Raw genomic sequence first — 26,087 nt, 5'->3', positions numbered from 1 at the left:
CAGCGGCCTTGCCCCCAAGCCCGCTCTCTTGGTCGACGTCGCCGCCGGGACCGGCGCGGCCGCCTTCTCGGCGCTGCGGCTGGAACCGGCCGCCGTGTTCGCCATCGACCTCTCCCCCGCGATGATCGAGATCGCCAGGGCCAAAGCCGCCGACCGCGACCCGGACGGCCGCATCTCCTGGCACGTCGGCTCCGCGGTCCCGCTGCCGATCGGCGACGGCGAGGCCGACGCGGTCGTCTGCGCGTCCGCACTGCACTTCCTCGGCCCGAGCGCGCTGGCCGACTGGCGGCGCGTGCTGCGTCCCGGCGGCAAGCTGGCGTTCAGCATGGTGTCGTCGGAACGCTTCAGGCCGACCGGCAAGTTCGCCGACGTGGTCCCGCGAGACCTGCGCGTCCCGGGCACCCTCGACGAAGCCGCCGCGCTGGCCACCGAAGCCGGGTTCAGCTCGGCAACCGCACAGCACGTGACGCTCGATCAGGGCGACCGGGTACGGCAGGTTTTCGCGGTGTTCGCGGAGGCCTAACGGTGGAAGTGCGCTTCGCCGCGAGTAGCAGCAGCGGCGGAGCAGTGCAGGACGAAGGTGACGTCGAGGTCGGTCACCGTTCCGTCGGACGCACGGGTCAGGCGAGCGACGGTGAAGTCGGCGGTCGCACCCGGGGCCGCGCAGGCGCCTCCGGGGTCTGCGCGGGTCCCGCGAAACGCGATGAAGCTAGGTGTCGCGGCCTGCGGCGAATTCGGCACTCGGACGCTGGCGCCCGAGTAGGCGCCCACGTGCAACTGCTGTCCGGCAGGCGCGCTGAGTTCGAGGCGCGCCCAGTCCCAGCCGTCCGGCGTCTCGGCGTTCACCTTCACCGCGTCGCCGTACTCCCAGGCCGTGACCTCGTCGGCAGTCCACGAAGCACTGCCCTCGAACGGGCGCGCACCTTCGTCCGAGGTGTAGCTGAAGCCGACCGGGTCCGCGTGCGCAGCCGATGCGGTCCCGCACGCGATGCCCGCCGCGGCGACGACCGCCAAGATTCTTCGCATGATTTCCCTCCCCTAGGGTCGCTTGCGATCTTGGCAGGAATCCCTTCGCTGCGGCGGAAAATACTCCGTTCAGCCGTGCAGCTGCGCTCCCTTGAGGATCTTGTCCACCGCGTTCTTCGGCCCGTGCAGGGCCATCCCGGCCAACGCCAGCTTCTCCGTCGGCACCGCCCGGACCGCGGCGCGATTGTCGACGTCATTGCCGGTCTGGAACAGCTCGTCGGTGAAAATCGAGAACCGCAACCCCCGAGTAAGCGCCCGGCTGTGCGCCAGCGCGAGCGTCTCGGCAGTGCCCGCGAACACGAGTACCGGCTGGCGGAACATCGGCAGGTACTCGGTGTCGTCGGCGTCGAGGTAGGGCTCGCCGATCAGTTCGGGCGTCGTGTGGGCCACGCCGCTCACCAGGAACGCCGTGACGTTCAGCCGTTGCCACGAGGCCAGGTCGTCCCGCAGCAGCACGGCGATCTTCGTGTCGAATCGGTTCATGCGGGACAGCATCGGCTGGGTGCCGCGCGCGGGTCTTGTACGTTTTGAACATGACGGTGTCGGCCTGGCGTCCTTCGGTGCCCGGAATCGCCGAGGCGTTCCACGCCCGGTTCACCGACCACGCCTACCCCGCGCACACGCATGACACCTGGACGCTGCTGATCGTCGACGACGGCGCGATCAGCTACGACCTCGACCGCCACCACCACGGCGCACTCGGCACGGCCGTCACGCTGCTGCCGCCGAACGTCGCGCACGACGGCCGCGCCGCCACGAGCCAAGGCTTCCGTAAACGCGTGCTCTACCTCGACGCCGACGTGCTCGGCGACGACCTGATCGGAGCCGCCGTCGATCAGCCGAGCCTGCCGGATCCGTTGCTGCGCACGAGAATCCATCAGCTGCACCAGTCGCTCGCCGAACCGTTGGAAGCCGAAAGCCGCCTCGCCCTCGTCGCCCAACGCCTGCGCCTCCATCTCGGCCGCCCGACCGTCACCCCACCCGACCGCAGCCTGGCCGACGACCTGCGCGACCTCCTGGACGAACGCCTGCCCGATTCGCTGACGCTGGCCGACGCGTCTGTGGTGCTGGGCGCACACCCGGTCCACCTGGTCCGCGCTTTCGGCCGCCGTTTCGGACTGCCGCCGCACCGGTACGTCACCGGCCGCCGCGTCGACCACGCCCGCAGGCTGCTGCTCGACGGCACCCCGCCCGCCGCCGTCGCCACCACCGCCGGGTTCGCCGACCAGGCACACCTGACCCGCCACTTCCGCCGCTACCTCGGCACCACCCCGGCCCGCTTCGCACGCGGCTGACCGGGCGGTTTGTGCGGCCAACCCGCGGTTCAACGACGACTTTCACCCTCCAGGGCCAGCAGCTATCAACGGTCTAAAAGCTAAGAGATTAAGCGGCCGTCTGCTCGACGCAATAAGTTCGTTGCCGCAAGTAAGCGCGCTCCCGCCTCACTCTTCGCGGAACGTAGAGAACATCAGTTCGACCCGCTGGGGGTTGTGCTCCGATGTCAGCGGCGATTGCGCGAGCATGCTATTGCAAGACTCCGGCTCTCGGCCCAGGTACTCGCATGCTCGGTCGTACTCCTCATTGAGGCCGTGGTCCTTGGCCTCAATGAAGCCAAGGATTTCCTCGAGAGTTTTATCTTCGATATCCGTTTCATGCTCCACGTCGGCCCACTTCGCTAGCTCGTCGATAGCCATCCCAAGCTTCACGTCTTCGAGTTTTTGATTCGCCGCTTCTGCCAATTCAGGGCAAAACCTGATTAGATCGTCTATGATCGACAGAAACCGCTTAATATCATCCCAGACCTGGATGTCAGCGAACGCAGCAGAATACGTCTGTTGCACAAAACTCCTCGTATATATTCGCCATTCCGGAACGGATGACGTCGCGACGCTCTTTGTGAGCAGGTGGAGCGTGCTCACACTGGGCGATGCGGAGCCGTCAAATTCCACGAGGATCCTTTCCCCTGCCTCCGCCAGCCCAGCCGCCTCGCCAAATTCCCCGAGTGCGAGGACCAATCGCACCTCGGCCTCTTCGTGATCATTTCGAAACTCACCGAGAAGGGCCCCCGGATTCCGAATTCGCACGACTGCGTCTCTAAAGCGGTTGGCACGGTCAATTACCGCATTGTAGAGTCCAGTATGATCCCACCAGCCGACCGCCTCCCAGACTGTTACGAGCTGATCAAAAAATATGGACGAATCGCAAATAGTATCGATTATTTCTGGATTCTGAGCCAGGTGATTATGGAGGAAGTCAATGATCGATGGGTTACTGAACTCGACACGACCATTCGAGTCTTCGCTGAATTTTGCGATGACGGGTTCAAGACGACGAAGCGACCGGCGAAACCGACGGTCAGCGTCCGAGGTCACACTCAGATCGACATGTGCGCGCCAAGCGTCACGCAGGCGCTCGTGGTCCGCGGACCGGTTAGCCGTGTACAGCGTGAGAACCAAGGCCAGGGCGTCCGCGTCAAGTACTTCTTCGATCAGCCTTTCCCACAGGCGTGCCGGATTCTCGAAGTTTCGGAGAATGACGTTTGCAACGTTCCCGGGTTCGTCCAGGGGAAGCTCGACGACCTCGGTGATTGCGTGTTCCAGCAGCCGCGGACTGTAGTTGCGGTGGCCGATGATTAACTGATACACTTTCGGTTGCGCGAGTTGCGCACGCTGCTCGGGCTCCAAGCCAGAGAAATAGACGTGGTTGTAGAAAATCTCTGCCCTGACGTCTGTCGTCAAAGCCGTAGCGTCGACGGTGCACTCGTAGGGATCGAGAACTCGGGCATCCAAACGCTCGTGATGTTCCCGCACCTGTTTGACGAGGTAGTTCCGGCAGGTGATCACCAGTCGTTTGGTCGGTGAATTCTTCACCGCGCGGAGCAAACGCGGCAGTTCCTGATTCGCCGTACGTGCCGCACTCACGTCCAAGATCGTCTGACCGACAAAGTCGTCGACAAAGAAGATTTGCTTCTCCTCGTCGTCCCACATGCGGTGGACATCGCCTAGCCGGTTGGTGGCTTCAACGATCGTGAAGCCTTCGACCTGGTGATCCGCGAGGAGGATATGGGCCAAGGTGGTCTTACCGGTGCCGGGCGGGCCAGCGATGAGGCAGCTGTGCTTCTCATCCAGCAACCGGCGGGCACGGTCGTGGCCGGAATGTGGGACGAAGAGGCGCAGGCTCTCGTCGATGTCCTGTACGAGTGCCCTGGACCGGAACAGAACGTCCCGGTTCAGCAAGGAACCGAGCACGGCGCTGCTGGCGAGCCAGAGCCGGATGTGCCGACGCACAATATCCGGATGCTTTCGAAGGAGGGCGACGATCTCTTTCGCCCCGTAGACGTCTCCGGGGGACTGCACGAAGCCTGAAAAGATCTGGGCGATTTCTTCCTTCACGCCCACGGTGAGATCCACAGTCGTAGCGACTAGATAGCGACCCGGCGCGAGACGTTTGACCTTGGGGAGTTCGATTTGCCGAAGATGCCTGATCAGTGCCTTCCGTCCCGATTTCATCCAGTGTTTGCATTGGATGACGGTCTTGTCCCCAGAAACTGGAGTTATGTGTCGGAGGTCGACTCCGCCGTCACGACCAGGGGCGAAAATTTCGAGCGGGCAACCGAGTACAACTTCGAAGAGATCCTTGCAGAGTTCCTCGAAGTCGAAGTCGGTCAAGCGGCCGAGATCGTACGCATCCACTCCCCGACTCTATCGGTCCAGTCACAGCTGAAGGGTTTCCCGCAAGAAACCCACACCTGCGCAACAGTATGTCGGAACTCCGCACAACCGCTCAGCGTCACTACAGGTAGCCGACTCCGTGTGTCAAGATGGCCCCATGCTGCGCGAACTGCACCTGACCGGCGACCCGGCGGCCGACAAGCTGCTCAATGACGACCCGTTCGCCCTGCTCACCGGAATGCTCCTGGACCAGCAGTACCCGATGGAGCACGCCTTCGCGGGCCCGCGGAAGATCGCCGACCGGATGGACGGCTTCTCACTGCAGAAGATCGCCGCCACCGACGTCGAGGCATTCGTGGAGATGTGCGTGGTCCCGCCCGCGATCCACCGCTACGGCGGCTCGATGGCCCGTCGCGTGCACGCGCTGGCGCTGCACATCATCGAGAACTACGACGGCCGCACCGAAGGCATCTGGCTAGACGGCCGCCCCAAGCCGGACGGCGAAGAGGTGCTGAAGCGACTCAAGGCACTGCCCGGTTTCGGCGAGCAGAAGGCAAAGATCTTCCTGGCGCTGCTGGGCAAACAGCGCGGCGTCGCCCCGAAGGGCTGGCGCGAAGCCGCAGGCGCATACGGCGACCGCGGCTCCCGTCGGTCCATTGCGGACGTGACGGACGCCAAGACGCTCGGCGAGGTGCGCGCGTTCAAGAAAGCCGCAAAGGCCGCCGCAAAGGCGAACTGACTCAGGCCCGCGCGAACCAGACCACGTCCGGCTCACCCCTCGGCACCGGAATCTCCACCAAGTCCACCTCGGCGAACCGTTCCCGCAACCGAGCCGTGAACTCCGGTGCCGCGCCCGCGCTCCACACCGCCAGCACTCCGCCCGGACGCAGCAGCTGAGACAGCCGGTCCAGGCCGGAAGCCGCGTACAGCGAGGCATTCCCCTCGGTGACCGTCCACTCTGGACCGTTGTCGATGTCCAGGCACAGCGCGTCGAACGTCTCGCCGGTCGTCCGCAGCCACTCCAGCAGATCCGCCTCGACCACGGTCACCCGCGGATCGTCCAGCGCGCCGCCGTGGACCTCGCGCAACGGGCCGGTGCGGTTCCACGAGATCACCGCCGGTTCGCGTTCCACCACGACCACGGAGCCGACCGCGGAGTGGTCCAGCGCGGCGCGCAAGGAAAACCCGACGCCGAGGCCGCCGATCAGCATCCGCGCGCCGGGGGCGAGCCGGTCGGCCGCTCCGGTCACGAGCAGCCGTTCCGACTCGCCGTTTCGGGTGTCCATCAAGAACATCCCGTTTTCGATCACCTCGAACTCGGCGCCGTCGCGCCGCAGCACCAGTTCGCCGCCGTGCCCGGGCACGGTCTCCAGTACCTCCGCCACGCCCGGCAGCTTCTCAGACCGCGACCTCCTCGCGGACCTCAACCCGCTTCCTCGTGCCCCAGAAGAACACGACCACCAGCGCGGCCGCGGCGGCGAGGATCGCGGCGATCTCCGGCAGGACGGTCGCCCCGGCCGAGGTCAGCACCGCGCCGCCAACCACGCCGGACAGCCCGACGCCCAGGTAGATCGCCGACGCGTTGAGCGACAGCGCGAGACCGGCGTGGCCCGGCGACAGCTCGATGAGCCGGTGCTGCACCGGCGGGCTGAACGACCAGTTCGCCACGCCCCACACGAACAACGTGATCCCGGCCCCGACGACGGTCGTCGCGGTGAACGGCAGCAGCACCATCACGGCGGTGAACCCGGCGAGGATGATCAGCAGCGGCTTGCGCGGGCCCCACCGGTCGGCCGCGCGGCCGCCGGCGAAGTTGCCGATCGCGCCGCCGATGCCGTAGCAGAACAGCAGGACCGTGACCGTCCCGCCGGAAACCCCGGCCGTGGCGGACAGGACCGGCGACACCAGCGTGTAGACCATGAACGCGGCGAGGCAGGCGAGCGTGGTGGTGACGAGCAACGCGACGATCCGCTTGTCCCGGGCGACCGCGAACCGCTCGGCGAGCCTGACCGCGGGCGGCGGCGCGACCTTCGGCAACGCGACCCGCACCCCGAGCGCGCCGAGTGCCGAGAGAATGCCGACGAACAGGAACGCGCCCTCGTAGCCGAACTGCTGGGAGATCACGCTGCCCAGCGGAACGCCGAAGATCAGCGCGATGGTGAGCCCGCCGAAGACGAGCGAAACGGCTCGGCCGCGACGGTCCGGCGTGGTCAACTCCGCGGCGACCGCGGTGGCGGCCGGGGTGTAGACGGCGGCCCCGATCGCCGTGACGACCCGCGCGATCAGCAACGTGGTGTAGCCCGGCGCGACGGCCGCGAAGATGTTCCCGACCGCGGCCACCGCGAGCGCGGCGACCAGCAGCGTGCGCCGTTCCCACCGGCCGGTGGCCGCGGCGAACAACGGCGAGCCCACCGCGTACGCGATGGCGAACGAGGTGACGAGCTGCGCCGCGGCCGTCGCGGAGATGTGCAGCTCGGAGGTCAGCGCCGGCAGCAGCCCGGCCACGATGTAGCCGCTGGTGCCGACGCCGAAGGCCCCGAACGCGAGCACCGAGTTCCGGGCCGCCGCCGAGGACGAGACGCTGGACATGAATGTCCCCCCAATGAGACCTGAACGGATAGTTCGATGAACGTCGTAGTTCGATGACGACCGTACACGGCCGCACCGACAATTTCGACAGCCGTCGTACTATGGACGCATGCCCGCTTCCGTGCCGCTCCCGCCGCTCGCCTATCCGCACCGCGACGAGATCACTGTCGAAGCGGTGCTCCGCGCGCTGGCCGACCCGGTCCGCCTGGCGATGGTCCGGCAGCTCGCGAACTCCGAAACGGAGATCTCGTGCAGCGGATTCGAGGTGCCGGTGACCAAGTCCACACTCACCCATCACCTCGCGACGCTGCGCCAAGCGGGCGTGATCGTCGGCCGCCAGGAAGGCACCACCCGGTACAACTCCTTGCGCCGCAACGATCTCGACGCGCTCTTCCCCGGCCTGCTCGACGGCGTATTGGCCGCGCCGCGCTGAGCGGTCGCGCTACGTGGCGGGCCTCACCCGAATACCGGGATGACAAGGCCGCCCTCCATCGGTTCAACTAGAGCGAGACAGCACGACGACGTCGGGGCTGTCTAGTTTTTTGCCCTCGTTCTAAAGCGCTTCAGAAGCCTGTGACCCAGGCGCTGAGCAATCGTTTTCTCCAGGAAGGGAGAGCCGTGCCCGTCGCGTTGCTCGCGCTCGCCGTCGGTGCCTTCGGCATCGGTACCACCGAGTTCGTGATGATGGGTGTGCTGCCCCTGACCGCCGCGGACTTCCACATCGACATCCCGTCCGCGGGCTACTTCATCTCCGCCTACGCGCTCGGCGTCGTGATCGGCGCGCCGCTGCTCACCGCACTGGCCGTCCGGCTGCCGCGCAAGACCATGCTGCTGGCGATGATGGGCCTGTTCACGGTCGGCAACGCGCTGTTCGCGCTCTCGCCGAACCAGGACTTCGGCATCGCGTTCCGCTTCCTCGCCGGCCTGCCGCACGGCGCGTTCTTCGGGGCGGGCGCGGTCGTCGCGTCCAGCCTCGCGCAGCCCGGCCAGCGCGCGAAGGCCGTGTCGATGATGTTCATGGGCCTGACGCTGGCGAACGTCATCGGCGTCCCGCTCGGCACGCTGCTCGGCCAGCAGGTCGGCTGGCGCGCGACGTTCGGCGTCGTCGCGGTGATCGGCCTGCTCGCCATCGCCGCCATCGCGAAACTGGTGCCGCACCAGGGCCGCCCGGCCGATCCGTCGATCCGCGGCGAACTGGGCGCGTTCCGCCGTCCGCAGGTGTGGCTGGCGCTGGCGATCGTGATGTTCGGGCTCGGCGGCGTGTTCGCCTGCATGTCCTACATCGCGCCGATGCTGACCGACGTCGCCGGATACTCGCCCGCCAACGTCACGGTGCTGCTCTCGCTCGCCGGCGTCGGCATGACGATCGGCAACTACCTCGGCGGACGGCTCGCCGACAAGAAGCTGATGCCGAGCCTGTACGTCGCGCTGCTCTCGCTGGCCACCGTGCTCGCGATCTTCACCGTGACCGCGCAGGGCAAGGTCGGCGCGGCGATCACGATCTTCTTCGTGGGCGTCGCGGGCTTCATGATCGGCCCGATGATGCAGGCGCGGATCATGGAGAAGGCGGGCGGCACGCCGTCGCTGGTTTCGGCCGCGGTGCAGTCGGCGTTCAACATCGCCAACTCGATCGGCGCGTACCTCGGCGGCCTGGTCATCGCGGGCGGTCTCGGCCTGCTGGCCCCGAACTGGGTCGGCTCGCTGCTGGCCGTGCTCGGGGTGTCGATCGCCGCGGTGTCCGGATTGCTGGACCGGCGCGAGGCGCGGGTCCAGAAGGAACTTGCGCTCGCGTCCTGACGGGTCCGGTTAGGACGTGGTGTCGAGCGGGCCGCCGGCGATCGACAGCGAGATGTAGAGCACCGCGGCGCACAACGCGCCGTAGGTGAGGATGTCGACGGCCTTGCCGCGAATCGCCAGCAGCCCGGCGCGCTCCTCCGGCAGCACCGCGCGCAGCGCACCGGCCACGAACAGGGCGACGCCGACCAGCGCCGCACCCTCGCGCCAGTGGTACTGCAACGCCCGCACCACAGCCACGGCCAGCAGCAGCATGATCACCGCGAACGGCACGTGGACGAGCCAGGGACGGTCGCCGCGCTGCCGTTGACCGGTCATCGCCATCAGCGGGCGGCCGCGCGTTCCGCGGCCTCGACGACGTTGGTGACCAGCATCGCCCGCGTCATCGGGCCGACGCCGCCGGGGTTCGGCGAGATCCAGCCGGCCATCTCGGCGACCGCCGGGTCGACGTCGCCGGTGAGCTTGCCGTCCACATGGGAAACGCCGACGTCCAGCACCGCCGCGCCGGGTTTGACCATGTCCGGCTTGATGATCCCGGGCACGCCCGCCGCGGCGATCACGATGTCCGCGCGGCGCACCTCGGCGGCGAGGTCACGGGTGCCGGTGTGGCAAAGCGTGACAGTGGAGTTTTCGCTGCGACGCGTGAGCAGCAGGCCAAGCGTGCGACCGACGGTGATGCCACGGCCGACCACAGTGACCTGTGCGCCGTTCAGCTCGACGTCGTGCCGCTTGAGCAGCTCGATGATCCCGTACGGGGTGCAGGGCAGCGCGCCCTTTTCGCCGAGCACCAGCCGACCGAGGCTGATCGGCGCGAGGCCGTCGGCGTCCTTCTCCGGGTCGATGCGCTCCAGGATGCGGTTCGCGTCGAGGTGCTTCGGCAGCGGCAACTGGACGAGGTAGCCGTGGCAGGCCGGGTCGGCGTTCAGCTCGTCGATGACGGCCTCGAGCTTCTCCTGCGAGATGTCCGCGGGCAGGTCGCGGCGGATCGAGTTGACGCCGATCTTCGCGCTGTCCGCGTGCTTCATCTTCACGTAGGAGTGGGAACCGGGGTCGTCGCCGACCAGCACCGTGCCCAGCCCAGGGGTGATCCCCTTCTCCGCGAGCGCGGCCACTCGCGGGCGCAGCTCTGCGAAAATGGCGTTCTTCGTGGCCTTGCCGTCGAGAATCTTCGCCGTCACGGCGGCCATTGTCGCAGAGCCGCCGCGGGCTGCCGGTCAGGAGTGGGTTCTGCACTCTGTGTGTCCACGACACCACCCGATCGGCCCGCGCGTCTTCCGTCGAATCAGCCGTCCCGGGTCTTAAACTGGAGAGGCTCCACCGCATCACCCACCCTGGCGTGTGACCCGTGCCATATCGCGTCCGCCGAGGTCAGCGGGCACGTCCACCGGCCCGAGGGTGGCAAAAGCCCTATGCGGGGTGCGTTCGCGCGCGCGAACAGTCAAAATGTTCTCTGTGGCACAACCGACGACGCAGCTGAACGCGACGGAGCAGGACACTCTGGTCAAGCAGATCGGACTGGCCCTGCTGCGCGCCGCCCCGCGCGACTGGCGCAAAGTCTCCGCGGAGTACCGAGCCGTCGGCAGGTACCACGAGCTGACCGGCGAGATCGTGCTCGAAGACGGCTCCGCCCAGGAATGGATCGCGACGCACGACATCGCGACCCTCTTCGGCAGGCTCCGCGCGGGCATGTACCGCGACGGCCGCGGCACCTGGTTCAACGCGCGGTACCAGCTGGACCACCCCTCCAGCTACAACCTCGAGTACAACCGCGACGAGCCCGGCTGGCACCTCGCCCCGCCGCCCCAGGCGTACTCCGACGAGCTGCGGATGTTCCCGCGCACCGAGGAGAACGTGCCCGAGTGGCTGATCCGCCGGATGTCCGGCCTCGGCCCGGAACAGCCCGGCCCGCACTTCCGCATCGCGCGGATCTTCGACACCATCGGTCCCGCCGGCCGCCCGGTCATCAACCGTCCCGATCTGGACGTCGACGAGCAGGACCGGCTGCTGGACTATCTGGACCACGCACCGCTCGTGGTCCAGGACCGCGGCTACGACATCGACCGGCTCGCCCAGACTCCCGAAGCGACAGTGCCGGTCGCCTTCCATTCCGATGGCCACTGGATCTGGCCGGCCGCGGTGAACTTCTACCTCCGCACGTACGGCGTCTCGCCGGAAGCGGACCTGATCGAGCACATCCGGGCCAACGGGTTCCAGCTTCCGCAGGTCGACGAGCTGACCCTGCAAGGTGCGGCGGCTTATTTGACTCGCGGGAGCCAGACTCCTCAGCAGCGGCCCGCTCCTGGGGCTGGTGCACCGGGTGGTCCTGCGGGTGGTCCTGGCGCTGGCGGACCAGGTGGACCTGCTGGTGGTCCTGGCGCTGGTGGACCTGGGGCCGGTGGGCCGGGCTCCGGTGGGCCCGGCGCTGGCGGACCTGGCGGGCCCGGCGCCGGTGGACCTAGCGCTGGCGGACCAGGTGGACCTGGCGGCGCTGGAACTCCTGGCGGCCCCGGTGTCGCGGCTAACGCTGGCGGCCCCGGCGGTGCAGGCGCACCGGGCGGACCTAACGGCCCAGGCGGACCGAATGGCGTTGGCGGTCCCGGGGGCCCCGGCGGCGGATTCGATTCCCACGGCCCGGGCTCCGGCGGCCCCGCCGCTGACGGCCCCGGTTCCGGCGGACCTGGCGGCGAGGGTTCCCGTGGCCCAGGCGCAGCCGGAATTGGCGCAGCAGCGGCCGGACTCGGCGCAGCCGGTCTGGGCGCGGCCGCACTCGGCGCGGCCGGTGGCAAGGGCGGCAGCCCCGAGAACTTCCACCCGGCCGACGACTTCGGAACTCCCGGCTCCGGCAGGCCCGGCGCGACCGGCAGCCCGGAGAACTTCCGCCCGGCGGACGACTTCGGCAGCCCCGACTCCGGCAGGCCAGGCACCCCTGGCCCCGACCGGCGCGGCCCGGCCGACGAATTCGACAACCGCACTCCCGGCAGGCCCGACGACTTCCACCCCGCCGACGACTTCGGCGGCTCCGACAGCTACGGCTCGGCAAACGAATTCGGAGCCCCCGGTTCCGGCAGCCCCCGCGCAGCAGGTCAGCCAGAGGGCCCTGAGGGCTACGACTCGGCGAACGAGTTCGGAGCTCCCGGCACCCGCAGGCCCAGCGCAGCAGGTCGGCCAGATGCCCCCGAGGGTTTCGACTCGGCAAGCGAATTCGGCACCCGCAGGCCCGGCGCAGCCGGTCAGCCAGATGGTCCCGAGGGCTACGACTCCGCGAACGAGTTCGGAGCCCCTGGTTCCCGCAGGCCCGGCGCAGCGGATGCCCCCCGCGCGGCAAGCGGCCAGGACGATTTCGGCCACGACGGTCTCGGCCCGGCCGATGAGTTCGGCGGCCCGGAGTCCGGCAGGCCCGGAGCAGCAGCTGACCCAGACGGTCTCGGTCGCCCCCAGGAATTCGCCGGTCCCGATTCCGGCAGGCCCGGCGCGGCTGGCCGGCCGGACGCCGCCGACAGCTTCCGTCCGGCCGACGAATTCGGCAGGCCCGGCGCAGCGGACGAATCCGGCTACGACGACCGCGGCGGTGCTGGCGCACGTGGCGGTTCGGAGGATCCCTTCGAGCCGGCCGCACGTGGGTCCGACCGACCTGGTCCGCAGGGCCCGGGCGCGCAGGATGCTCAGGGCACGCGAGGGTCCGGCCCGGTCGCGGGCGGGCCGGACAGTCCCGGCGGGTCGCGCGGACTGGGTGTAGCTGCCGCGGCGGGGGCGGCGGGCGTCGTCGGCGCGGCCGGGTTCGCCGGTTCGCGCGGAACTGACGAGCAGGCCGATCCCCGCGACGCGAACGGCACCCACGCCGAATCCGGCCACCCGCACGAGGCTGGTTACGACGACCGAGCCCACGACGCCGCCGGTTACGACCAGCCCGGCCACCACGACGCCGACGGCTACAGCCAGCAGGATCACCCTGACTCCGCCTACGACCAGCAAGGTTACGACCAGCGGGACCACGCCGAGGGCTACGGCCAGCACGACCAGGATTACGACGAGTCCGGCTACCGCGACGCTGCTCCCCACGGCGAATACGACGAATCCGCACCGCACGACGCCCGCGGATACGACGCTGAGCACGGCTATGAGGGCCACGAGAGCGGTTACTCCGACCAGCACGGGTACGAGGACGCCGCATCCCACGAGCAGTACGCCGAGCCGCACGGATACGACGAATCCGCCGGTCAGCACGGGCACGACGAGGCGGGTTACGACGAGTCCGCGCACCACGCCGATGGCCCGGCAAGCGGGTACGACGAGCACCTCGACGCGCACGGGAGCAAGGTCCCCGGCGTCGGCGCGTTCGAGCAGCCCGACCCGCGAGCAGAGGACGGGCTTGTCGGCGCGGACGGACTCATCGGCGCCGACGGGCTCATCGGCGCGGACAGCTCCGCCGACGAACCGGCCTCGAACCGGCACACCGCCGAGCCGGACGCGGGGCGTCGCGGCGCAGCGGACAACGACCAAGAGGGTGGCCGTCGGCGGGCGCAGCCGGATGCCGAGGCGGACGACAGCCGTCGGGAAGACGTGCGGCTGAACGCCGAGGACGGCGGACGGCGCGGCGCGGAAACCGGCAGCCAGGCCGAACCGGCGGACGAGCACGGCAGTCACGTCGGCGCGGCTGCGGCCGGGATCGCCGCGGCTGGCGGCCTGGCCGCGGCCGGGCTGGCCGCCGCGCACGGCCGGGGTCGCGAGAAGGAGGCCGAGGGTCGCCACGGCACCGCGCCGGAGCGTCCCGCGGAGCCGCCGTTCGAGCAGGACTTCGACGGCGCGCAGTACGACCGCTACGACAACGGTCACGACGGTCATTACGACGACGAAGACCACACCGACGTCCACCACGACCTCGTTCCGGGCCGCAACGGCACCGGCCCGGGGCACCCGGACGACGACGAGGACCAGACCGACGTCCACCAGCCGGTCGACGCCGGGCACGACGAACCGGTGCTCTTCACGCACAGCAACGAGCCGTCCCGCGACGACGACGAGCAGCGGGCCGAGCTGTTCACGCACTCCAGCGGTTACGAGGACGACAACCGCCGCGAGGCCGAGTACGACTCGGGCCCGCCGACCGCGATGATCATGCCGGGGGCCGAGATCCCCGGCGGGCTTCCGGTGCCGGAGATGCCGGTGCCCCCGGCGTCCGGCGGGCGGCGCGCGGCACGGGAGCAGGCGGAACCGGCCCGGGTCGCGCGGCGGGAGCAGCCGGCCGAACCGGAGCTGGCCGACCTGCAGGCGAAGCTCGACGAGCTGAACGTGCCCGAGGCCGCCTACCGGCTCGGCGGCCCCACCGAACGCGGGTGGAGCGTCGAGCAGGTGGGCGAAGGCTGGCGCGTCGGCTGGTACGACGGCGAGCTGATCAACCCGGCGGTGTTCGGCGACGCGGAGGACGCCGCGGCGTTCATGCTCGGCAAGGTGCTGCTGTACCCCGACGGGTATGTCGCGCCGGAAGCCCCGGCACCGGCCGAGCCAGTCGCGGACGCGCCGAAGCCGCCAGTGGTGGCGACGTTGTCGCCGGAGGTCGCGACGGGTTCGTTCCCGGTCCGGCCCCGCGAGAACGTGCCGCCGCAGGAGCAGACCGCGTTCACGCCAGCCGATCAGCTGCTGGCCGACGACGAACCGCCGGCCCGGCAGACTCCGCCGCCCGCTCCGCCGACGCAGATCGCGGCACCGGTGAGCCCGCCGACCCAGGTGGCTCCCCCGGTCAGCGCCCCGCCGACGCAGATCGCCTCGCCGGTCAGCGCACCGCCCACCCAGGTCGCGCCTCCGGTCGGCCCGCCGCCGCGGCGGGAACCGCCGGTGCGACGCGAGGAACCGGTGCGTGCCAACGGTTCCGGGGGCAGCGGGCAGTGGCCCATCGCGCCGCTGTCCGGGGAACCGCCGCTGACCCTGTTCCGCGGCAAGGAACTGCGCGAACTGCCCGCGGGCAGCGAACTGGACCGCTTCGGCGGCCCGAACGGCAACCTGACCTACGCGGCGGGCACCCCGTTCGAGGAGCGTTCGCTGGTGCCGGAGTGGGTGAACCGGCCGTACCACGTGTACCGGGTGCAGCGGCCGCTCGAAACCCTTGCCGGGGTGGCGATCCCGTGGTTCAACCAGCCGGGCGGCGGGTCGGCGTACCTGCTTCCGGCCAGCATCGAAGAGTTGCTCGCCGAGGGCGACCTGATCGAACTCGACCCGGGCGAACCGCCGATCGACTGAGCACGCGGAAAAGGGGCGGGGCCAGCGGGCTTCGCCCCTTTTCCCTGCTCGGAAACGAGCTACTTGACGACCAAGCCATGAGCCGCGGCGAACGACACCGCCAGTTCGACATCCACGTACGCGCCGCGCAGATCCGCCTGCACCAGCCCGTTCGCGTCGACGACCGCGCCGCGCAGGTCGGCTCCGGGAAGCTTCGTGCCGATCATCCGGGCCCCGGACAGATCCGTGCCCCGCAGGTCGGAATCCGTCAGATCCGCCTCGTTGAGGTTCACTTCCCGCATCCGCAGGCCCGACAGGTCCAGTTTCCGCAACCGGCCGCGCGCGAACGACGCCAGCGACAGATCGCATTCGGTCAGCGCGATCCCGGTGTATCGACAGTCCACAAAGGACGAACCAAGCAGCGAGCACGACGACCAACGGCTGTCGGCGAGCACTGAACGGTCGAACGTGCAGGAGCGGAACGCCGTCGCGTCGTGCCGCGAGCCGGCGAGGTCGACCTTGGTGAAGTCGCAGTTGTCGAAGGTGCAACCGCGAGTGCGCAGGTCGCGCAGGTCCGCCTCGGTGAAGTCGCAACCCACGAACTGGCGTTTTTCCCACCACTGGCCGGAAAGTCGCGCTTCGGTGTAGTCCTCGCCAGTCTCCGTCACCCCGACAGGATGACATCAGCCCCGATGCCGCCTCGTCGACGGGGTGGCTGCGAGCCGCCGGAAGGCGTGTGTCCACGCACTGCCCGCCGGTCATCGGAAGTCCCGCGATCTCGTGGGAATCCGCAGCGTCAACTGCTCGAGTTTCTGTGCGCGCACGCTCGCCACGCCGTCCGCTTTTTCGAGCACGCCGTGCACCAGCAGCGCCGCGCTGCCTCGCGCGATCCGGTGGAACCGTTGCCACAGCCCGAGTGTGCAGATCACGTTCACCATGCCGGTCTCGTCCTCGAGGTTCAGGAACGTGACTCCACCGGCGGTCGCCGGACGCTGGCGGTGCGTGACCGCTCCCCCGACGAGCACCCGTTCCCCGTCGTCCCGGCCCAGCAGCTGGTCGGCGGTGATCACCCCGAGCGCGTCGAGCCGGTCGCGGATGAACTCCGTCGGGTAGCTGTCCGGCGAGATCCCGGTGGCCCACACGTCGGCGGCGGCGAGGTCGAGCCCGTCCATCCCGGGCAGCATCGGCGCGTCCACGCCGACGCCGGTGCCGGGAAGCTTCTCCGGCCGGTCCTGCGCGACCGCACCCGCGGACCACAACGCCTGCCGCCGGTCCGGGCCGAACGCGCTGAACGCGCCCGCGGTGGCCAGCGCCTCCAGTTGCGGCGTGGTGAGCCGGACGCGCCTGCCGAGGTCGGACATGCTCTCGTACCGGCCGTTCGCCCGCCGTTCCGCCACGATCTCCTCGGCCAGCGTTTCGCCGATCATCCGGACAGTGCTGAGCCCGCCGCGCACCGCGTGGAGTTTTCCGTTGTCCGGCAATGCTTCCAGCGTCGCGTGCGGGAGACTCAGGTTGATGTCCGGGCCGAGCGTGGTGACGCCGTGCCTGCGCGCGTCCGCCACCAGCGACTGCGGCGAGTAGAACCCCATGGGCTGCGCCCGCAGCAGGCCCGCGCAGAACGCGTCCGGGTGATAGTGCTTGAAGTACGCGCTCGCGAACACCAGATGCGCGAAGCTCAGCGCGTGGCTTTCCGGGAAGCCGAAGTTGGCGAACGCCTTGAGCTTCTGGAAGATCTTCTCCGCCAGCTCCGCGTCCACCTCGTTGGCGACGGCTCCGTCGAGGAATCGTTTGTGCAGCCGTTCCATTTTCCGCTGCGACCGTTTCGACCCCATCGCGTGCCGCAACTGGTCGGCCTCGGCCGGGGTGAAGCTCGCGACGTCAAGGGCGATCTGCATCATCTGCTCCTGGAACAGCGGCACCCCCAGCGTCTTCTCCAGTGCGTTCTTCAGCCGCGGATGGTCGTACTCCCACTTCTCGCGCCCTTGTTTGCGGCGGATGTACGGGTGCACCGAACCGCCCTGGATCGGGCCGGGGCGGATCAGCGCGACTTCCACGGCCAGGTCGTAGAATTCCCGCGGCCGCAACCGCGGCAAGGTCGCCAGCTGAGCCCGGCTCTCCACCTGGAACACGCCGATCGCGTCGGCGCGGCAAAGCATGTCGTAGACGTTCTGGTCGTTGAGGTTCAGCTCGGCGAGATCGATCTTCTCGCCCTTGTATTCCTCGACCAGGTCGAGCATGTAGTGCAGCGCGGAGAGCATGCCGAGCCCGAGCAGGTCGAACTTCACCAGCCCCGCCGCGGCGCAATCCTCCTTCTCCCACTGCAGCACGCTGCGGTTCTCCATCCGCGCCCATTCGACCGGGCACACCTGGCTCACCGGCTCCCGGCACATCACCATGCCGCCGGAGTGGATGCCGAGGTGGCGCGGGAAGTCTTCGAGCGCGAAGGCGAGCTGCACGACGTCGCGCGGGATGTCGTGGTCGTGGTCCTTTTCCGTGCGCTGCAAGGCGCCCCAGCGGTCGATCTGCTTGCTCCACGCGTCCTGCTGGCCGGGCGAGTAGCCGAGCGCCCTGGCGGCGTCGCGGATCGCGGAGCGGGCGCGGTAGGTGATCACGTTCGCGACCTGTGCGGCGTTGAGCCTGCCGTGTTTGCCGTAGACGTACTGGATCGCTTCCTCGCGCCGGTCGGACTCGATGTCGATGTCGATGTCCGGGTAACCGTCGCGGTCGGGCGCGAGGAACCGTTCGAAGAGCAGGTGGTACTCGATGGGATCGACATTGGTGATCCCGAGCGCGTAGCACACCGCCGAGTTGGCCGCGGAACCCCTTCCCTGGCAAAGGATCCCGCTGTCCCGGCAGAACCGGACGATGTCCCAGACGATCAGGAAGTACCCGGGGAACTCGAGTTCCTCGATCACCTCCATCTCGTGCTCGATCTGCTGCCAAGCCTTGTCCGCGTGGTCTTTGCCCGAGTAGCGCTCTTTGAAGCCTTCCTTGACGAGGTTTCGCAGGTGCGTGGTCTCGGTCTCGCCATCCGGCACGTCGAACGGCGGCAGTTCCGGCGCGAGAAGCTCAAGCGGGAAGGCGCATTCCATGCCCAGCAACGCCGACCGCTGCACCGCGCCCGGGTACCGCTGGAAGACTTCCGCCATTTCGTTGCCAGAGCGCAAGAACGCGGCGGCGTCGCCGGGCAGCCAGCCTTCGAGGTCGTCGATGCTGCGCCGGGCGCGGATGGCGGCGAGCGCGTCCGCGAGACGGCCGCGTTCCGGGCGGGCGTAGTGCGCGGCGGTGGTGGCGACGGTGGGCAGCTTGAGCTCGCTGGCCATCTCGGCGAGCAGGTCGTTGTGCACGCTGTCGAGCGGCTGGCCGTGGTCGATCAGTTCGACGTACACCTGAGTCTGGCCGAAGAGGTCGACTAATCGACGCAGCTCGGCGAGCGCGGCGTCCGGGCCTTCGCGCACCAACGCCGAACGCACGGATCCCTTGCGACAGCCGGTAAGCACCGCGCATTTCCCCGCGACTTCCTCCGCCACCGCCTGCAAGTCGTAGATCGGACGGCCTTTTTCGGCACGCTCCGCTTTTTCGTCTTCGTGGCCACGCAACTGCCCGGCAGTGATCGCGCGGCACAGGCTGCGGTAACCGTCGTCGCCGCGGGCCAGCAGGAGGAGGTGTTCGCCTTCGGGGTCGGCGACGCCGTTTTGCGGCCCGGACAGCCCGAAGCTCAGCTCGGTGCCGAATACCGTTGCGACGCCTAGCTCTTTGGCCGCTTCGGCGAAGCGGACCACGCCGTACATGCCGTCGTGGTCGGTGAGCGCGATCGCGTCGAGCCGCAGCCGCGCGGCCTCCTCCACCAGTTCCTCGGGGTGGCTGGCGCCGTCGAGGAAACTGAAGTTGGAGTGGCAGTGCAGTTCGGCGTACGCCACTCGCGGCCCGGCTTCCAGGTCGCTGCGCGGCGGCGGGATGTCGGCGGGGCGGCGGTACGCCTCGCGTTTGCGGCCCCACGCGGGACTGTCGCCGTGGTCGCCGGGCGGCATCCCGCCCGACAGCGCCCGCGCGAGATCCTTCCACGGGACCGGCGGATTGTTCCAGCCCATCGTCAGTCCACCCGGTTCTCAGGCGATCTGCGGGGTTGCGGGATCAGCGGCACGAGCAGCGCCGGGTCGAACGGGCACGGCGGTTCGACCGGTACGCGAGGCGTCGGCAGGTCGTGGTCCATCATCTGCGGTTTCCTTTCGTTGTGTACACAGGGTTTCTCGGCAAGATTGGTCTTTGTCTGTCAGTCGTAACTCCCCTCCACTGTCCACACTGGATTTTCAGTTCCGGAGCAAAGGACGAGCACCGCCTCCGGCGCTTCGTTCTCCCCTGCCGCGAGCAACAGTTGCAGCCGGGCTTGCTGCGGCCCGGTCGAACGACGGCCCGACGTGACCGGCCACGGACCGGCCCATCCGGTGATCGGCCGGGGCGGCCCGCCCGCGACGCGAAGTCCGTGCGGCGGCGCGGTCAGCCGTTTGCGCGCGGTGAGGCCGACTGGCCGCCCCTGATCGTCGATGACCTGGACTGGCAACGGTTGTTCCAGCACCGTCGCCGGAGACGGGGAAGGCAACCGGGCAGGCCACGTGGCGTCCGGCGGTCCGACGGCTTCCCTTGGGTCGCCCCACGGAATGAGCCGGACCCGGCTCGCCGGATCGCGTCCGCCGTCGAGCAGCGGCGTGACCACGCCTTCCGGGCCGAGCAAGCCTTGCACCCGCACGAATGCCCGGCCCGCCCGTTCGGCAGCCAATTCCTCGTCCTCGCCGGGACCGGCTCCGGGATCGCTCCCCCGCCACAGCCCCAGCTGCAATGACCTCCCTTCGACAGTCTCTTCCGGTTCGAGCCGCAACCGCGCGACCCCGGCCGTGGGCCGTTCGCCGGGCGCGGCCTTGAGCCAGCCCTCGAACTGCCACCGGACCCGGTCCGCTACCCCTTGCGGCGTAAGTGGTTCCGCACAACGCCAGACGCGACCGAGCTGCTCGCCGTTCTCGGTGGTCGCGTATATACCCAATCGAGTGCACGCGAGCCCGCGATCCGCGAGCGCGGCGTGGAACCGCGCGCCGAGTTTTTTCGCCATGAACGCGGCGACATCCACCCGGGCGAGCACCGGATCGAACGATTCGGCGAGCGACAATTCCGGCGGCGGGCTGCGGCGCAACGGCGGCCGGTCGGACAGCCCCCGGGCGAGCCGATGCGCGAGCACCCCGGTGCGCCCGAACCGAGCGGCGACGTCCCGCTCGCCGAGTCCGGCGAAGGCGCCGAGCGTGCGCAACCCGAGCCGGACGAGCAGGCCGACCAGATCCGCTCGCTCAGAGCCCGGCTGATCCAGTTCGAGCACCGGCAACGGGGCGAGAAATTCGGCCGCCCGCCCAGGTTCGACCAGCGCGCCCTGCCGCGCGGCGAGGGTCGCCGCGAACAATCCTTCCGCCACGCCGACCTGACATTCGACCCCGGCCGCCGCGGCCACCTGGTCGACCAGTTTCTCCGCGAGCTGCGGTTCGCCGCCGAAGTATCCGGCCGCGCCCGCGACGGGAACCGCGAGGAGCCCCGGCCGCACCACTTCCAGCCCGACGACCAGTTCCTCCACCGCCGACGCGACGTTCTCGAACAACCGCGCGTCCCGAGCGTCGTCTACGCCGAACACCGCCAGGTCCGGGCATTGGGATTCCGCTTCTCGCCGCCGCATCCCGCGCCGGATGTTCCGCGCCCGCGCGACCGCAGTGCACGCGACGACCCGGTTGGCATGAAACACCGCCGCCGGCCGGGTAAGCACACTTCCCGCCGCGGCGACGGCAGCGACCGCGGGCCAGTCCGGGCACCACAGAACCAGCATCCGCGTCGGGTGGCGGCGTGGATCTTTTTGTCCTTTGTGGACTGTGCTGGTCACCCGACTGCCTCTTCCTGCGCCGCGATGCGCTTCTCGCCTCGGGAAACCCGTCCGTCCGAGCCGGGCAGAAACACCGACGCCGACCGAGGCCGAGCCGCCGCACCGCGGCCGCGGGCATGCACTTCGACGGGACGGGAACGGAGGTGACCGGCCCCGTGCTCAAGCACGCCGGTCCAGGCGCCGGGGGTGCAGTGCAGCTCGACGTCGGCGGCAGGCCAGGGCCCCAACGAAAGCAGCACCGCCCCGCGATTCCTCGCCCTTGCCGCGAGCCTGCGCGCGATGTCCGGCCGGACTGAACGAGGCTCGGTGACAACGAGGTCGACGCCGTCGAGCAAAGCGGCCATCACGGCTTGGTATTCGGCCCCCGGCTGAGGAACCAACGCGAGCCGCGAAACGGCGACCCCGTGCTCAGCCGCCGCGACAATCCCCAGCGACGGGGCACCGACGACCGCAGCCCACGCCCCCGCGACGGTCGCCTCCGCGAGCAACGCGAACAGCAACGAGGTGGAATGGTGAACCGCGACAATGCTTCCGCGTCGCAACCCGGCCCCGGGGAGGAGATCCGCCAGGGCCGGGGCCACGGGGAGCATCCGCCCGGCGGCGTGGCCCCAGTCGGCCCGGGAAGCCCGCTCGGCCGCGACAGTGCTGGCAGTGCTGACGCCGGGGAGGGCGGTCAGTTTGGCCAGCGGGTTCGCCGGGCCTGCTGGATCGGGTGCGGGCTCGGCGGGGTGGAGCCGGGTTGGGGGGCGGAGTTTCGGCGAGTCGGGAGCTTCGGGATCGGGTGAGGTTGCCGGGTCGGGTGGAGTTGCGGGGTGCAGCGGGGTCGGAGGGGTAAGCGGAGCATCGGGTGGAGGTGCCGGGACAGGCTCAGCCGGAACTGCCGGACGAAGCCGAACTGGCGGCTCGATCGGATTCTTCGATTCAGGCTGAGCCGGAGAATCGCGTTCAGCAGACGGGACACCTCGGGCCGAAGGAGCTGAACCAGGCTGGATCGCCGGTTTGAGCGGAGTCGGCGAATCAGGCCCGCTGGACATACGCGTGTCAGCAGACACTGCAGTCCTGGCAGGAAGCTCACGGCTGGATTCGGCCGACGGGCCTGACCGTGTCTGAGAACGAAGCCCCGTCGACGAGTCGAAGCTGGCTGGCGTCCATAGCTCGAACGCCACGTCCAGAGAACTCGGCCGAGTACGAGATCCGTTCTCTCCCAACGAGAACATCGACCTCCGCGACCCTGAGGACATCGCGGCGACCGGCGTTCGCTCCTTCGCCAAGGCTTCGATCGCCGACCACGGCACCGATACTTCCCACGAGCGCGCCGGCCGCGCCTCCGGCACGCTCGTGGGGGCGGAAGCTATGACTTCCGCGTCAGGGAAGTTCTTCCGAGACGACCTGGCGGGTTTCTTCGGCTTCGCTGAAATCCCCGCAATGCCAAGGAGATCGGCCGGGATAGAGCCAGCAGGCAGCATCGGCACGTCCCCCGCCGAAGAACCGCCTGTCCCGGGAGCGGCCTCGGCTGCTTCCAGAACTCCCCTAGCCCCGAAAGCCCCCGCGGCCATCCCCGCCAGAGCCGAAGAACCGCCCGTCCCGGGAGCCTCTGCAGCATCCCCGGACAGAACCCAAGCTCCGCCCGCCCCGACCGCCAGAGCCTCACCAGCACCAGAACCAGCCGTGACCGGACCGTCCGCGGAAGTCCCCTCGGCCGCACAAGCCCCGGCGGCCTCTGAAACTCCCGCGGTCTCCGAAGTCGCCCCCGAAAAAGCGAGCTCCGAAGAAGCAGCCCCCGAAGCCACTCCGGTCGTCACCGGCTTCCTCCCTCCGCCAAGATCAGCCGACGAACCGGCCCCGGGAGCAAGGTCGGCAAACCAAGCCCGGGACGGACGTCGGCGCACCGCGGGGAAGGCGGTTCCGCATCCTCATCCGTGCGGAATCCGCACGGTCACCCAACACTCACATCCAAATACACACCGCTGCACCAAACAGAATCGAACACCCGTTCGACACAGCTCAGTCTCACTCGCCCCCTCCCCGGCTGTCAAGCAAGCACGGAGAAAGAACCCGAAAGATCACCGGACACCAGGAAAACGGCTCTTTACACTGGGAACCCTGATGAAGACAGGACACATCGCCCTGCGGGGTTTCGCCGAAGCTGACCTGCCGGTGCTCGACCGGTTCTCCACGGACCCGGACGCCGCCGCGGCCTTCCAGTGGACGAGTTTCACCGGGCCGCGGGCACGGCGCCGCTTCGCTGAGGACGGGTTCCTCAGCCCGGCTTCAAGCGCGGTCGCGGTGACCGTCGACTCGGCCGTCGCCGGGATGGCTACCTGGGAGGCGGCCGATCGAGGCGGGCCGGTCGGCGGGTGCTTCCGGATCGGCGTCACGTTGCTGCCGGACTATCGCGGGCACGGCACCGACAAGGCGTACCGGCTGCTCGTCGACCAGCTCTTCCAGCACACCCGCGCGCATCGGCTCGAAGCCTTCGTCGACAGCGAGGACTTCGACGGGCAGCAGGTGCTCGAGAAGACCGGCTTCCATCGCGAAGGTCTGCTGTGCCAGGTCACCTGGCGTGACGGCGGCTACCGCGACGAGGTCGTCTACGCGATCTTGCGCGAGGGATGAAAAAACCGGCCGGGACTCGAGGAGTCCCGGCCGGCCAGCAAAAAATCAGTGCGCGAAGTGCCGCGTTCCGGTCAGGTACAGCGTGATCCCGGCGGCCTCGGCGGCAGCGATCACCTCGGCGTCGCGGATGGAACCGCCGGGCTGCACGACAGCGCGCACGCCTGCCTCGATCAGCACCTCGAGCCCGTCCGGGAACGGGAAGAACGCGTCCGACGCGCCGACCGAGCCCTTCGCCCGGTCGCCCGCCCGCGAGACCGCCAGCCGCGACGAGTCGACGCGGTTGACCTGGCCCATGCCGACGCCGACGGTCGCCTGCTCGTGCGCCAGCAGGATCGCGTTGGACTTCACCGCGCGCAGCGCCCGCCACGCGAATTCCAGGTCCGCCAGGGTCTGCTCGTCGGCGGGCGAGCCGGTGGCCAGCTCCCAGTTCGCCGGGTTGTCGCCGGGGGCGTCGATCGCGTCGGCGGTCTGCACGAGCACGCCGCCGGAGATCGGCCGGAACTCCACCGGGGCCGCGTTCTCGATCGCGGGCAGCTTCAACAGCCGCACGTTCTTCTTGCGCTGCAAGATCTCCAGCGCTTCCGGCTCGAAGTCGGGGGCGAGCACGACCTCGGTGAAGACCTCGGCGATCTGCTCCGCCGCCGCGACGCTCACCGGACGGTTCGTGGCGATCACGCCGCCGTACGCGGACACCGGGTCGCAGGCGTGCGCCTTGCGGTGCGCTTCAGCGATGTCCGTGCCGACAGCGATCCCGCACGGGTTGGCGTGCTTGATGATCGCGACAGCCGGCTCGGAGAAGTCGAAGGCGGCCCGGCGCGCGGCGTCAGTGTCGACGTAGTTGTTGTACGACATCGCCTTGCCGTGAAGCTGCTCCGCATGCGCGAGGCCCGGCTGTGCGCTGCGGTACAGCGCCGCCTTCTGGTGCGGGTTCTCGCCGTAGCGCAGTACGTCCGCACGGTCCCACGTCGCGCCGAGGAAGTCCGGGAAGCCGCTGTCGTCCGAAGGCGCGTACGCGTTGGCGAACCACGAAGCGACAGCCGTGTCGTACGCAGCCGTGTGCGCGTACGCCTGCGCAGCGAGCCGCTTGCGGTCCGAGAGTTCGAAGCCGCCCGCGGAGACCTGCTCGAGCACCCACGCGTACCGCGCCGGGTCCACGACGACAGCGACACTGCCGTGGTTCTTCGCGGCCGCGCGCACCATCGCGGGACCGCCGATGTCGATGTTCTCGACGCAGTCCTCGGGGCTCGCGCCGGACGCGACAGTCGCCTGGAACGGGTACAGGTTCACCACGAGCAGGTCGAACGCCGCGATGTCGAGCTGCTTGAGCTGTGCGACGTGGTCGTCATTGCCCTGGTCGGCGAGCAGTCCGGCGTGCACGCGCGGGTGCAGCGTCTTGACCCGGCCGTCAAACGACTCCGGGAACCCGGTGACCTGCTCGACCGGCGTGACCGGAACCCCGGCGTTCGCGATGACCTTCGCCGTGCCGCCGGTCGACACGATCTCCACGCCGGCCGCGTGCAGGCCGGTCGCGAGCTCGAGCAGGCCGGCCTTGTCCGAGACGCCGATCAGCGCGCGCCGGACCGGGCGCCGTCCCTGTGCTGTGCTCACGAAAACCTCACCTTTCGTCCGTCCACGGTGCACCCACCACGGCCGAGTCGCTCGATCGTTTCAACCAGCAGCCTGCGTTCCACGGCTTTGATCCGCTCGTGCAGGACGTCTTCGGTGTCGTCGGTCTCCACCGGCACCGCCTCCTGGGCGATGACCGGGCCAGTGTCCACCCCGGCGTCGACGAAATGCACCGTCGATCCGGTGACGCGCACGCCCGCGGCCAGCGCGTCGGCGACCGCGTGCATCCCGGGGAACGACGGCAGCAGCGCGGGGTGGGTGTTGATCACGCGGCCCGCGAACCGCGCCAGGAACTCCGGTCCGAGGATCTTCATGAAGCCCGCGGACACCACGAGGTCGGGCTGATAAGCCGCGACGGCCGCGGCGAGCGCGCGGTCCCACGCGGCCCGGTCCGGATGGTCGGCGACGCGCACGGTGAACGACGGCACGTCCGCCCGTTCCGCCCGCGTGAGCGCCTCGATGCCGTTCCGATCCGCGCCGACGGCGACGACGGAGGCCGGGAACCCGGGCTGCCCGACCGCGTCGAGCACAGCCTGCAGCAGCGTGCCGGAACCGGACGCGAGCACGACGATCTTCACCGGAGTGGGCAGTTCCAAGCGGCTGGCCAGAACGGGCTCCTTGCACGGCGGTACGCCTCG

The 26,087-nt window shown here is 69.3% G+C and carries 21 protein-coding genes; 7 read left to right on the top strand and 14 right to left on the bottom strand.

Going from position 1 to position 26,087, the window contains the following annotated elements; translation table 11 throughout:
* The coding region (locus ACWDNU_RS27410; protein WP_449670998.1) for a class I SAM-dependent methyltransferase at nucleotides 1-523 on the top strand (523 nt) is incomplete at its 5' end.
* On the opposite strand, the gene ACWDNU_RS27405 is transcribed toward ACWDNU_RS27410, so the two are convergent.
* Together ACWDNU_RS27405 and ACWDNU_RS27400 are read right to left on the bottom strand one after the other, a co-directional pair.
* Entirely contained in the window at nucleotides 520-1,026 is a 507-nt protein-coding gene (locus ACWDNU_RS27405; protein WP_449670997.1) for a hypothetical protein, read from the bottom strand. The two genes, ACWDNU_RS27410 and ACWDNU_RS27405, sit on opposite strands and share 4 nt — an antisense overlap.
* A 69-nt stretch (nucleotides 1,027-1,095) precedes the next feature.
* Nucleotides 1,096-1,509, bottom strand: a complete 414-nt coding sequence (locus ACWDNU_RS27400; RefSeq protein WP_449670996.1) for a DUF2000 family protein — start codon at nucleotides 1,507-1,509, stop codon at nucleotides 1,096-1,098.
* Between the two features lie 50 nt (nucleotides 1,510-1,559).
* Between ACWDNU_RS27400 and ACWDNU_RS27395 the strand changes: the two genes are divergently transcribed.
* Complete coding sequence (locus ACWDNU_RS27395) at nucleotides 1,560-2,321, top strand: AraC family transcriptional regulator (RefSeq protein WP_449670995.1); 762 nt, start codon at nucleotides 1,560-1,562, stop codon at nucleotides 2,319-2,321.
* Between the two features lie 147 nt (nucleotides 2,322-2,468).
* Here the strand turns inward: ACWDNU_RS27395 and ACWDNU_RS27390 are convergent, their stop codons facing one another.
* Nucleotides 2,469-4,718: an nSTAND3 domain-containing NTPase gene (locus tag ACWDNU_RS27390; RefSeq protein ID WP_449670994.1), complete on the bottom strand. Its 2,250-nt coding sequence runs from the start codon at nucleotides 4,716-4,718 to the stop codon at nucleotides 2,469-2,471.
* Nucleotides 4,719-4,854: 136 nt separating this feature from the next.
* Here ACWDNU_RS27390 and ACWDNU_RS27385 point away from each other — a divergent pair, with 136 nt between their 5' ends.
* Nucleotides 4,855-5,436 carry an HhH-GPD-type base excision DNA repair protein gene (locus tag ACWDNU_RS27385; protein WP_037816165.1) on the top strand — a complete coding sequence of 194 codons (582 nt, stop codon included), beginning with the start codon at nucleotides 4,855-4,857 and terminating at the stop codon, nucleotides 5,434-5,436.
* Nucleotide 5,437: 1 nt separating this feature from the next.
* Here ACWDNU_RS27385 and ACWDNU_RS27380 read toward each other — a convergent pair whose 3' ends face one another.
* Nucleotides 5,438-6,082 (bottom strand): spermine/spermidine synthase domain-containing protein, encoded by a 645-nt coding sequence (locus ACWDNU_RS27380; protein WP_449670993.1) that lies wholly within the window; start codon nucleotides 6,080-6,082, stop codon nucleotides 5,438-5,440.
* A gap of 13 nt (nucleotides 6,083-6,095) precedes the next feature.
* Entirely contained in the window at nucleotides 6,096-7,286 is a 1,191-nt protein-coding gene (locus tag ACWDNU_RS27375; protein WP_370932105.1) for an MFS transporter, read from the bottom strand.
* Between the two features lie 109 nt (nucleotides 7,287-7,395).
* Between ACWDNU_RS27375 and ACWDNU_RS27370 the strand changes: the two genes are divergently transcribed.
* Both ACWDNU_RS27370 and ACWDNU_RS27365 read left to right on the top strand, forming a co-directional pair.
* Nucleotides 7,396-7,719: an ArsR/SmtB family transcription factor gene (locus ACWDNU_RS27370; protein WP_370932106.1), complete on the top strand. Its 324-nt coding sequence runs from the start codon at nucleotides 7,396-7,398 to the stop codon at nucleotides 7,717-7,719.
* Between the two features lie 185 nt (nucleotides 7,720-7,904).
* Complete coding sequence (locus ACWDNU_RS27365) at nucleotides 7,905-9,083, top strand: MFS transporter (protein ID WP_449670992.1); 1,179 nt, start codon at nucleotides 7,905-7,907, stop codon at nucleotides 9,081-9,083.
* Between the two features lie 9 nt (nucleotides 9,084-9,092).
* Here ACWDNU_RS27365 and ACWDNU_RS27360 read toward each other — a convergent pair whose 3' ends face one another.
* Together ACWDNU_RS27360 and ACWDNU_RS27355 are read right to left on the bottom strand one after the other, a co-directional pair.
* Nucleotides 9,093-9,404, bottom strand: coding sequence for a DUF3017 domain-containing protein (locus tag ACWDNU_RS27360; RefSeq protein ID WP_370932108.1), 312 nt, complete (start codon nucleotides 9,402-9,404; stop codon nucleotides 9,093-9,095).
* On the bottom strand, nucleotides 9,404-10,258 hold the full coding sequence (locus tag ACWDNU_RS27355; RefSeq protein WP_449670991.1) for a bifunctional methylenetetrahydrofolate dehydrogenase/methenyltetrahydrofolate cyclohydrolase: 855 nt from the start codon (nucleotides 10,256-10,258) through the stop codon (nucleotides 9,404-9,406). Before ACWDNU_RS27355 ends, ACWDNU_RS27360 begins: the two co-directional genes overlap by 1 nt.
* 274 nt (nucleotides 10,259-10,532) lie before the next feature.
* On the opposite strand from ACWDNU_RS27355, the gene ACWDNU_RS27350 reads away from it, so the two are divergent.
* Complete coding sequence (locus tag ACWDNU_RS27350) at nucleotides 10,533-15,314, top strand: glycohydrolase toxin TNT-related protein (RefSeq protein WP_449670990.1); 4,782 nt, start codon at nucleotides 10,533-10,535, stop codon at nucleotides 15,312-15,314.
* Between the two features lie 59 nt (nucleotides 15,315-15,373).
* On the opposite strand, the gene ACWDNU_RS27345 is transcribed toward ACWDNU_RS27350, so the two are convergent.
* From ACWDNU_RS27345 to ACWDNU_RS27325, 5 genes are all read right to left on the bottom strand, one after another.
* Nucleotides 15,374-15,961: a pentapeptide repeat-containing protein gene (locus ACWDNU_RS27345; RefSeq protein ID WP_370932111.1), complete on the bottom strand. Its 588-nt coding sequence runs from the start codon at nucleotides 15,959-15,961 to the stop codon at nucleotides 15,374-15,376.
* A gap of 90 nt (nucleotides 15,962-16,051) precedes the next feature.
* On the bottom strand, nucleotides 16,052-19,384 hold the full coding sequence (locus tag ACWDNU_RS27340) for an error-prone DNA polymerase (RefSeq protein WP_449670989.1): 3,333 nt from the start codon (nucleotides 19,382-19,384) through the stop codon (nucleotides 16,052-16,054).
* A 2-nt stretch (nucleotides 19,385-19,386) separates the two neighbouring features.
* Complete coding sequence (locus ACWDNU_RS27335) at nucleotides 19,387-19,509, bottom strand: hypothetical protein (RefSeq protein ID WP_354742403.1); 123 nt, start codon at nucleotides 19,507-19,509, stop codon at nucleotides 19,387-19,389.
* Between the two features lie 57 nt (nucleotides 19,510-19,566).
* Nucleotides 19,567-21,153, bottom strand: coding sequence for a DNA polymerase Y family protein (locus tag ACWDNU_RS27330; protein WP_449670988.1), 1,587 nt, complete (start codon nucleotides 21,151-21,153; stop codon nucleotides 19,567-19,569).
* 50 nt (nucleotides 21,154-21,203) lie between these two features.
* Nucleotides 21,204-21,797, bottom strand: a complete 594-nt coding sequence (locus ACWDNU_RS27325; RefSeq protein WP_449670987.1) for a hypothetical protein — start codon at nucleotides 21,795-21,797, stop codon at nucleotides 21,204-21,206.
* Between the two features lie 1,516 nt (nucleotides 21,798-23,313).
* On the opposite strand from ACWDNU_RS27325, the gene ACWDNU_RS27320 reads away from it, so the two are divergent.
* Nucleotides 23,314-23,823, top strand: coding sequence for a GNAT family N-acetyltransferase (locus ACWDNU_RS27320; protein WP_370932115.1), 510 nt, complete (start codon nucleotides 23,314-23,316; stop codon nucleotides 23,821-23,823).
* A gap of 45 nt (nucleotides 23,824-23,868) precedes the next feature.
* Here ACWDNU_RS27320 and purH read toward each other — a convergent pair whose 3' ends face one another.
* Nucleotides 23,869-25,431, bottom strand: coding sequence for a bifunctional phosphoribosylaminoimidazolecarboxamide formyltransferase/IMP cyclohydrolase (gene purH, locus ACWDNU_RS27315; protein ID WP_370932116.1), 1,563 nt, complete (start codon nucleotides 25,429-25,431; stop codon nucleotides 23,869-23,871).
* Nucleotides 25,428-26,045 (bottom strand): phosphoribosylglycinamide formyltransferase, encoded by a 618-nt coding sequence (gene purN / locus ACWDNU_RS27310; RefSeq protein WP_449670986.1) that lies wholly within the window; start codon nucleotides 26,043-26,045, stop codon nucleotides 25,428-25,430. Before purN ends, purH begins: the two co-directional genes overlap by 4 nt.
* Nucleotides 26,046-26,087 lie beyond the last annotated feature (42 nt).

This window comes from Amycolatopsis sp. NPDC003676 (assembly GCF_053587275.1).
This window is presented reverse-complemented; position numbering and strand designations above follow the sequence as displayed.

Bases quoted from the DNA above. Each gene is read 5' to 3' on its own strand.
- ACWDNU_RS27405 (WP_449670997.1), bottom strand. From the start codon at position 1,026: ATGCGAAGAATCTTGGCGGTCGTCGCCGCGGCGGGCATCGCGTGCGGG.
- ACWDNU_RS27400 (WP_449670996.1), bottom strand. From the start codon at position 1,509: ATGAACCGATTCGACACGAAGATCGCCGTGCTGCTGCGGGACGACCTG.
- ACWDNU_RS27395 (WP_449670995.1), top strand. From the start codon at position 1,560: ATGACGGTGTCGGCCTGGCGTCCTTCGGTGCCCGGAATCGCCGAGGCG.
- ACWDNU_RS27385 (WP_037816165.1), top strand. From the start codon at position 4,855: ATGCTGCGCGAACTGCACCTGACCGGCGACCCGGCGGCCGACAAGCTG.
- ACWDNU_RS27375 (WP_370932105.1), bottom strand. From the start codon at position 7,286: ATGTCCAGCGTCTCGTCCTCGGCGGCGGCCCGGAACTCGGTGCTCGCG.
- ACWDNU_RS27370 (WP_370932106.1), top strand. From the start codon at position 7,396: ATGCCCGCTTCCGTGCCGCTCCCGCCGCTCGCCTATCCGCACCGCGAC.
- ACWDNU_RS27360 (WP_370932108.1), bottom strand. From the start codon at position 9,404: ATGGCGATGACCGGTCAACGGCAGCGCGGCGACCGTCCCTGGCTCGTC.
- ACWDNU_RS27340 (WP_449670989.1), bottom strand. From the start codon at position 19,384: ATGGGCTGGAACAATCCGCCGGTCCCGTGGAAGGATCTCGCGCGGGCG.
- ACWDNU_RS27335 (WP_354742403.1), bottom strand. From the start codon at position 19,509: ATGATGGACCACGACCTGCCGACGCCTCGCGTACCGGTCGAACCGCCG.
- ACWDNU_RS27330 (WP_449670988.1), bottom strand. From the start codon at position 21,153: ATGCTGGTTCTGTGGTGCCCGGACTGGCCCGCGGTCGCTGCCGTCGCC.
- ACWDNU_RS27325 (WP_449670987.1), bottom strand. From the start codon at position 21,797: ATGCTCCCCGTGGCCCCGGCCCTGGCGGATCTCCTCCCCGGGGCCGGG.
- ACWDNU_RS27320 (WP_370932115.1), top strand. From the start codon at position 23,314: ATGAAGACAGGACACATCGCCCTGCGGGGTTTCGCCGAAGCTGACCTG.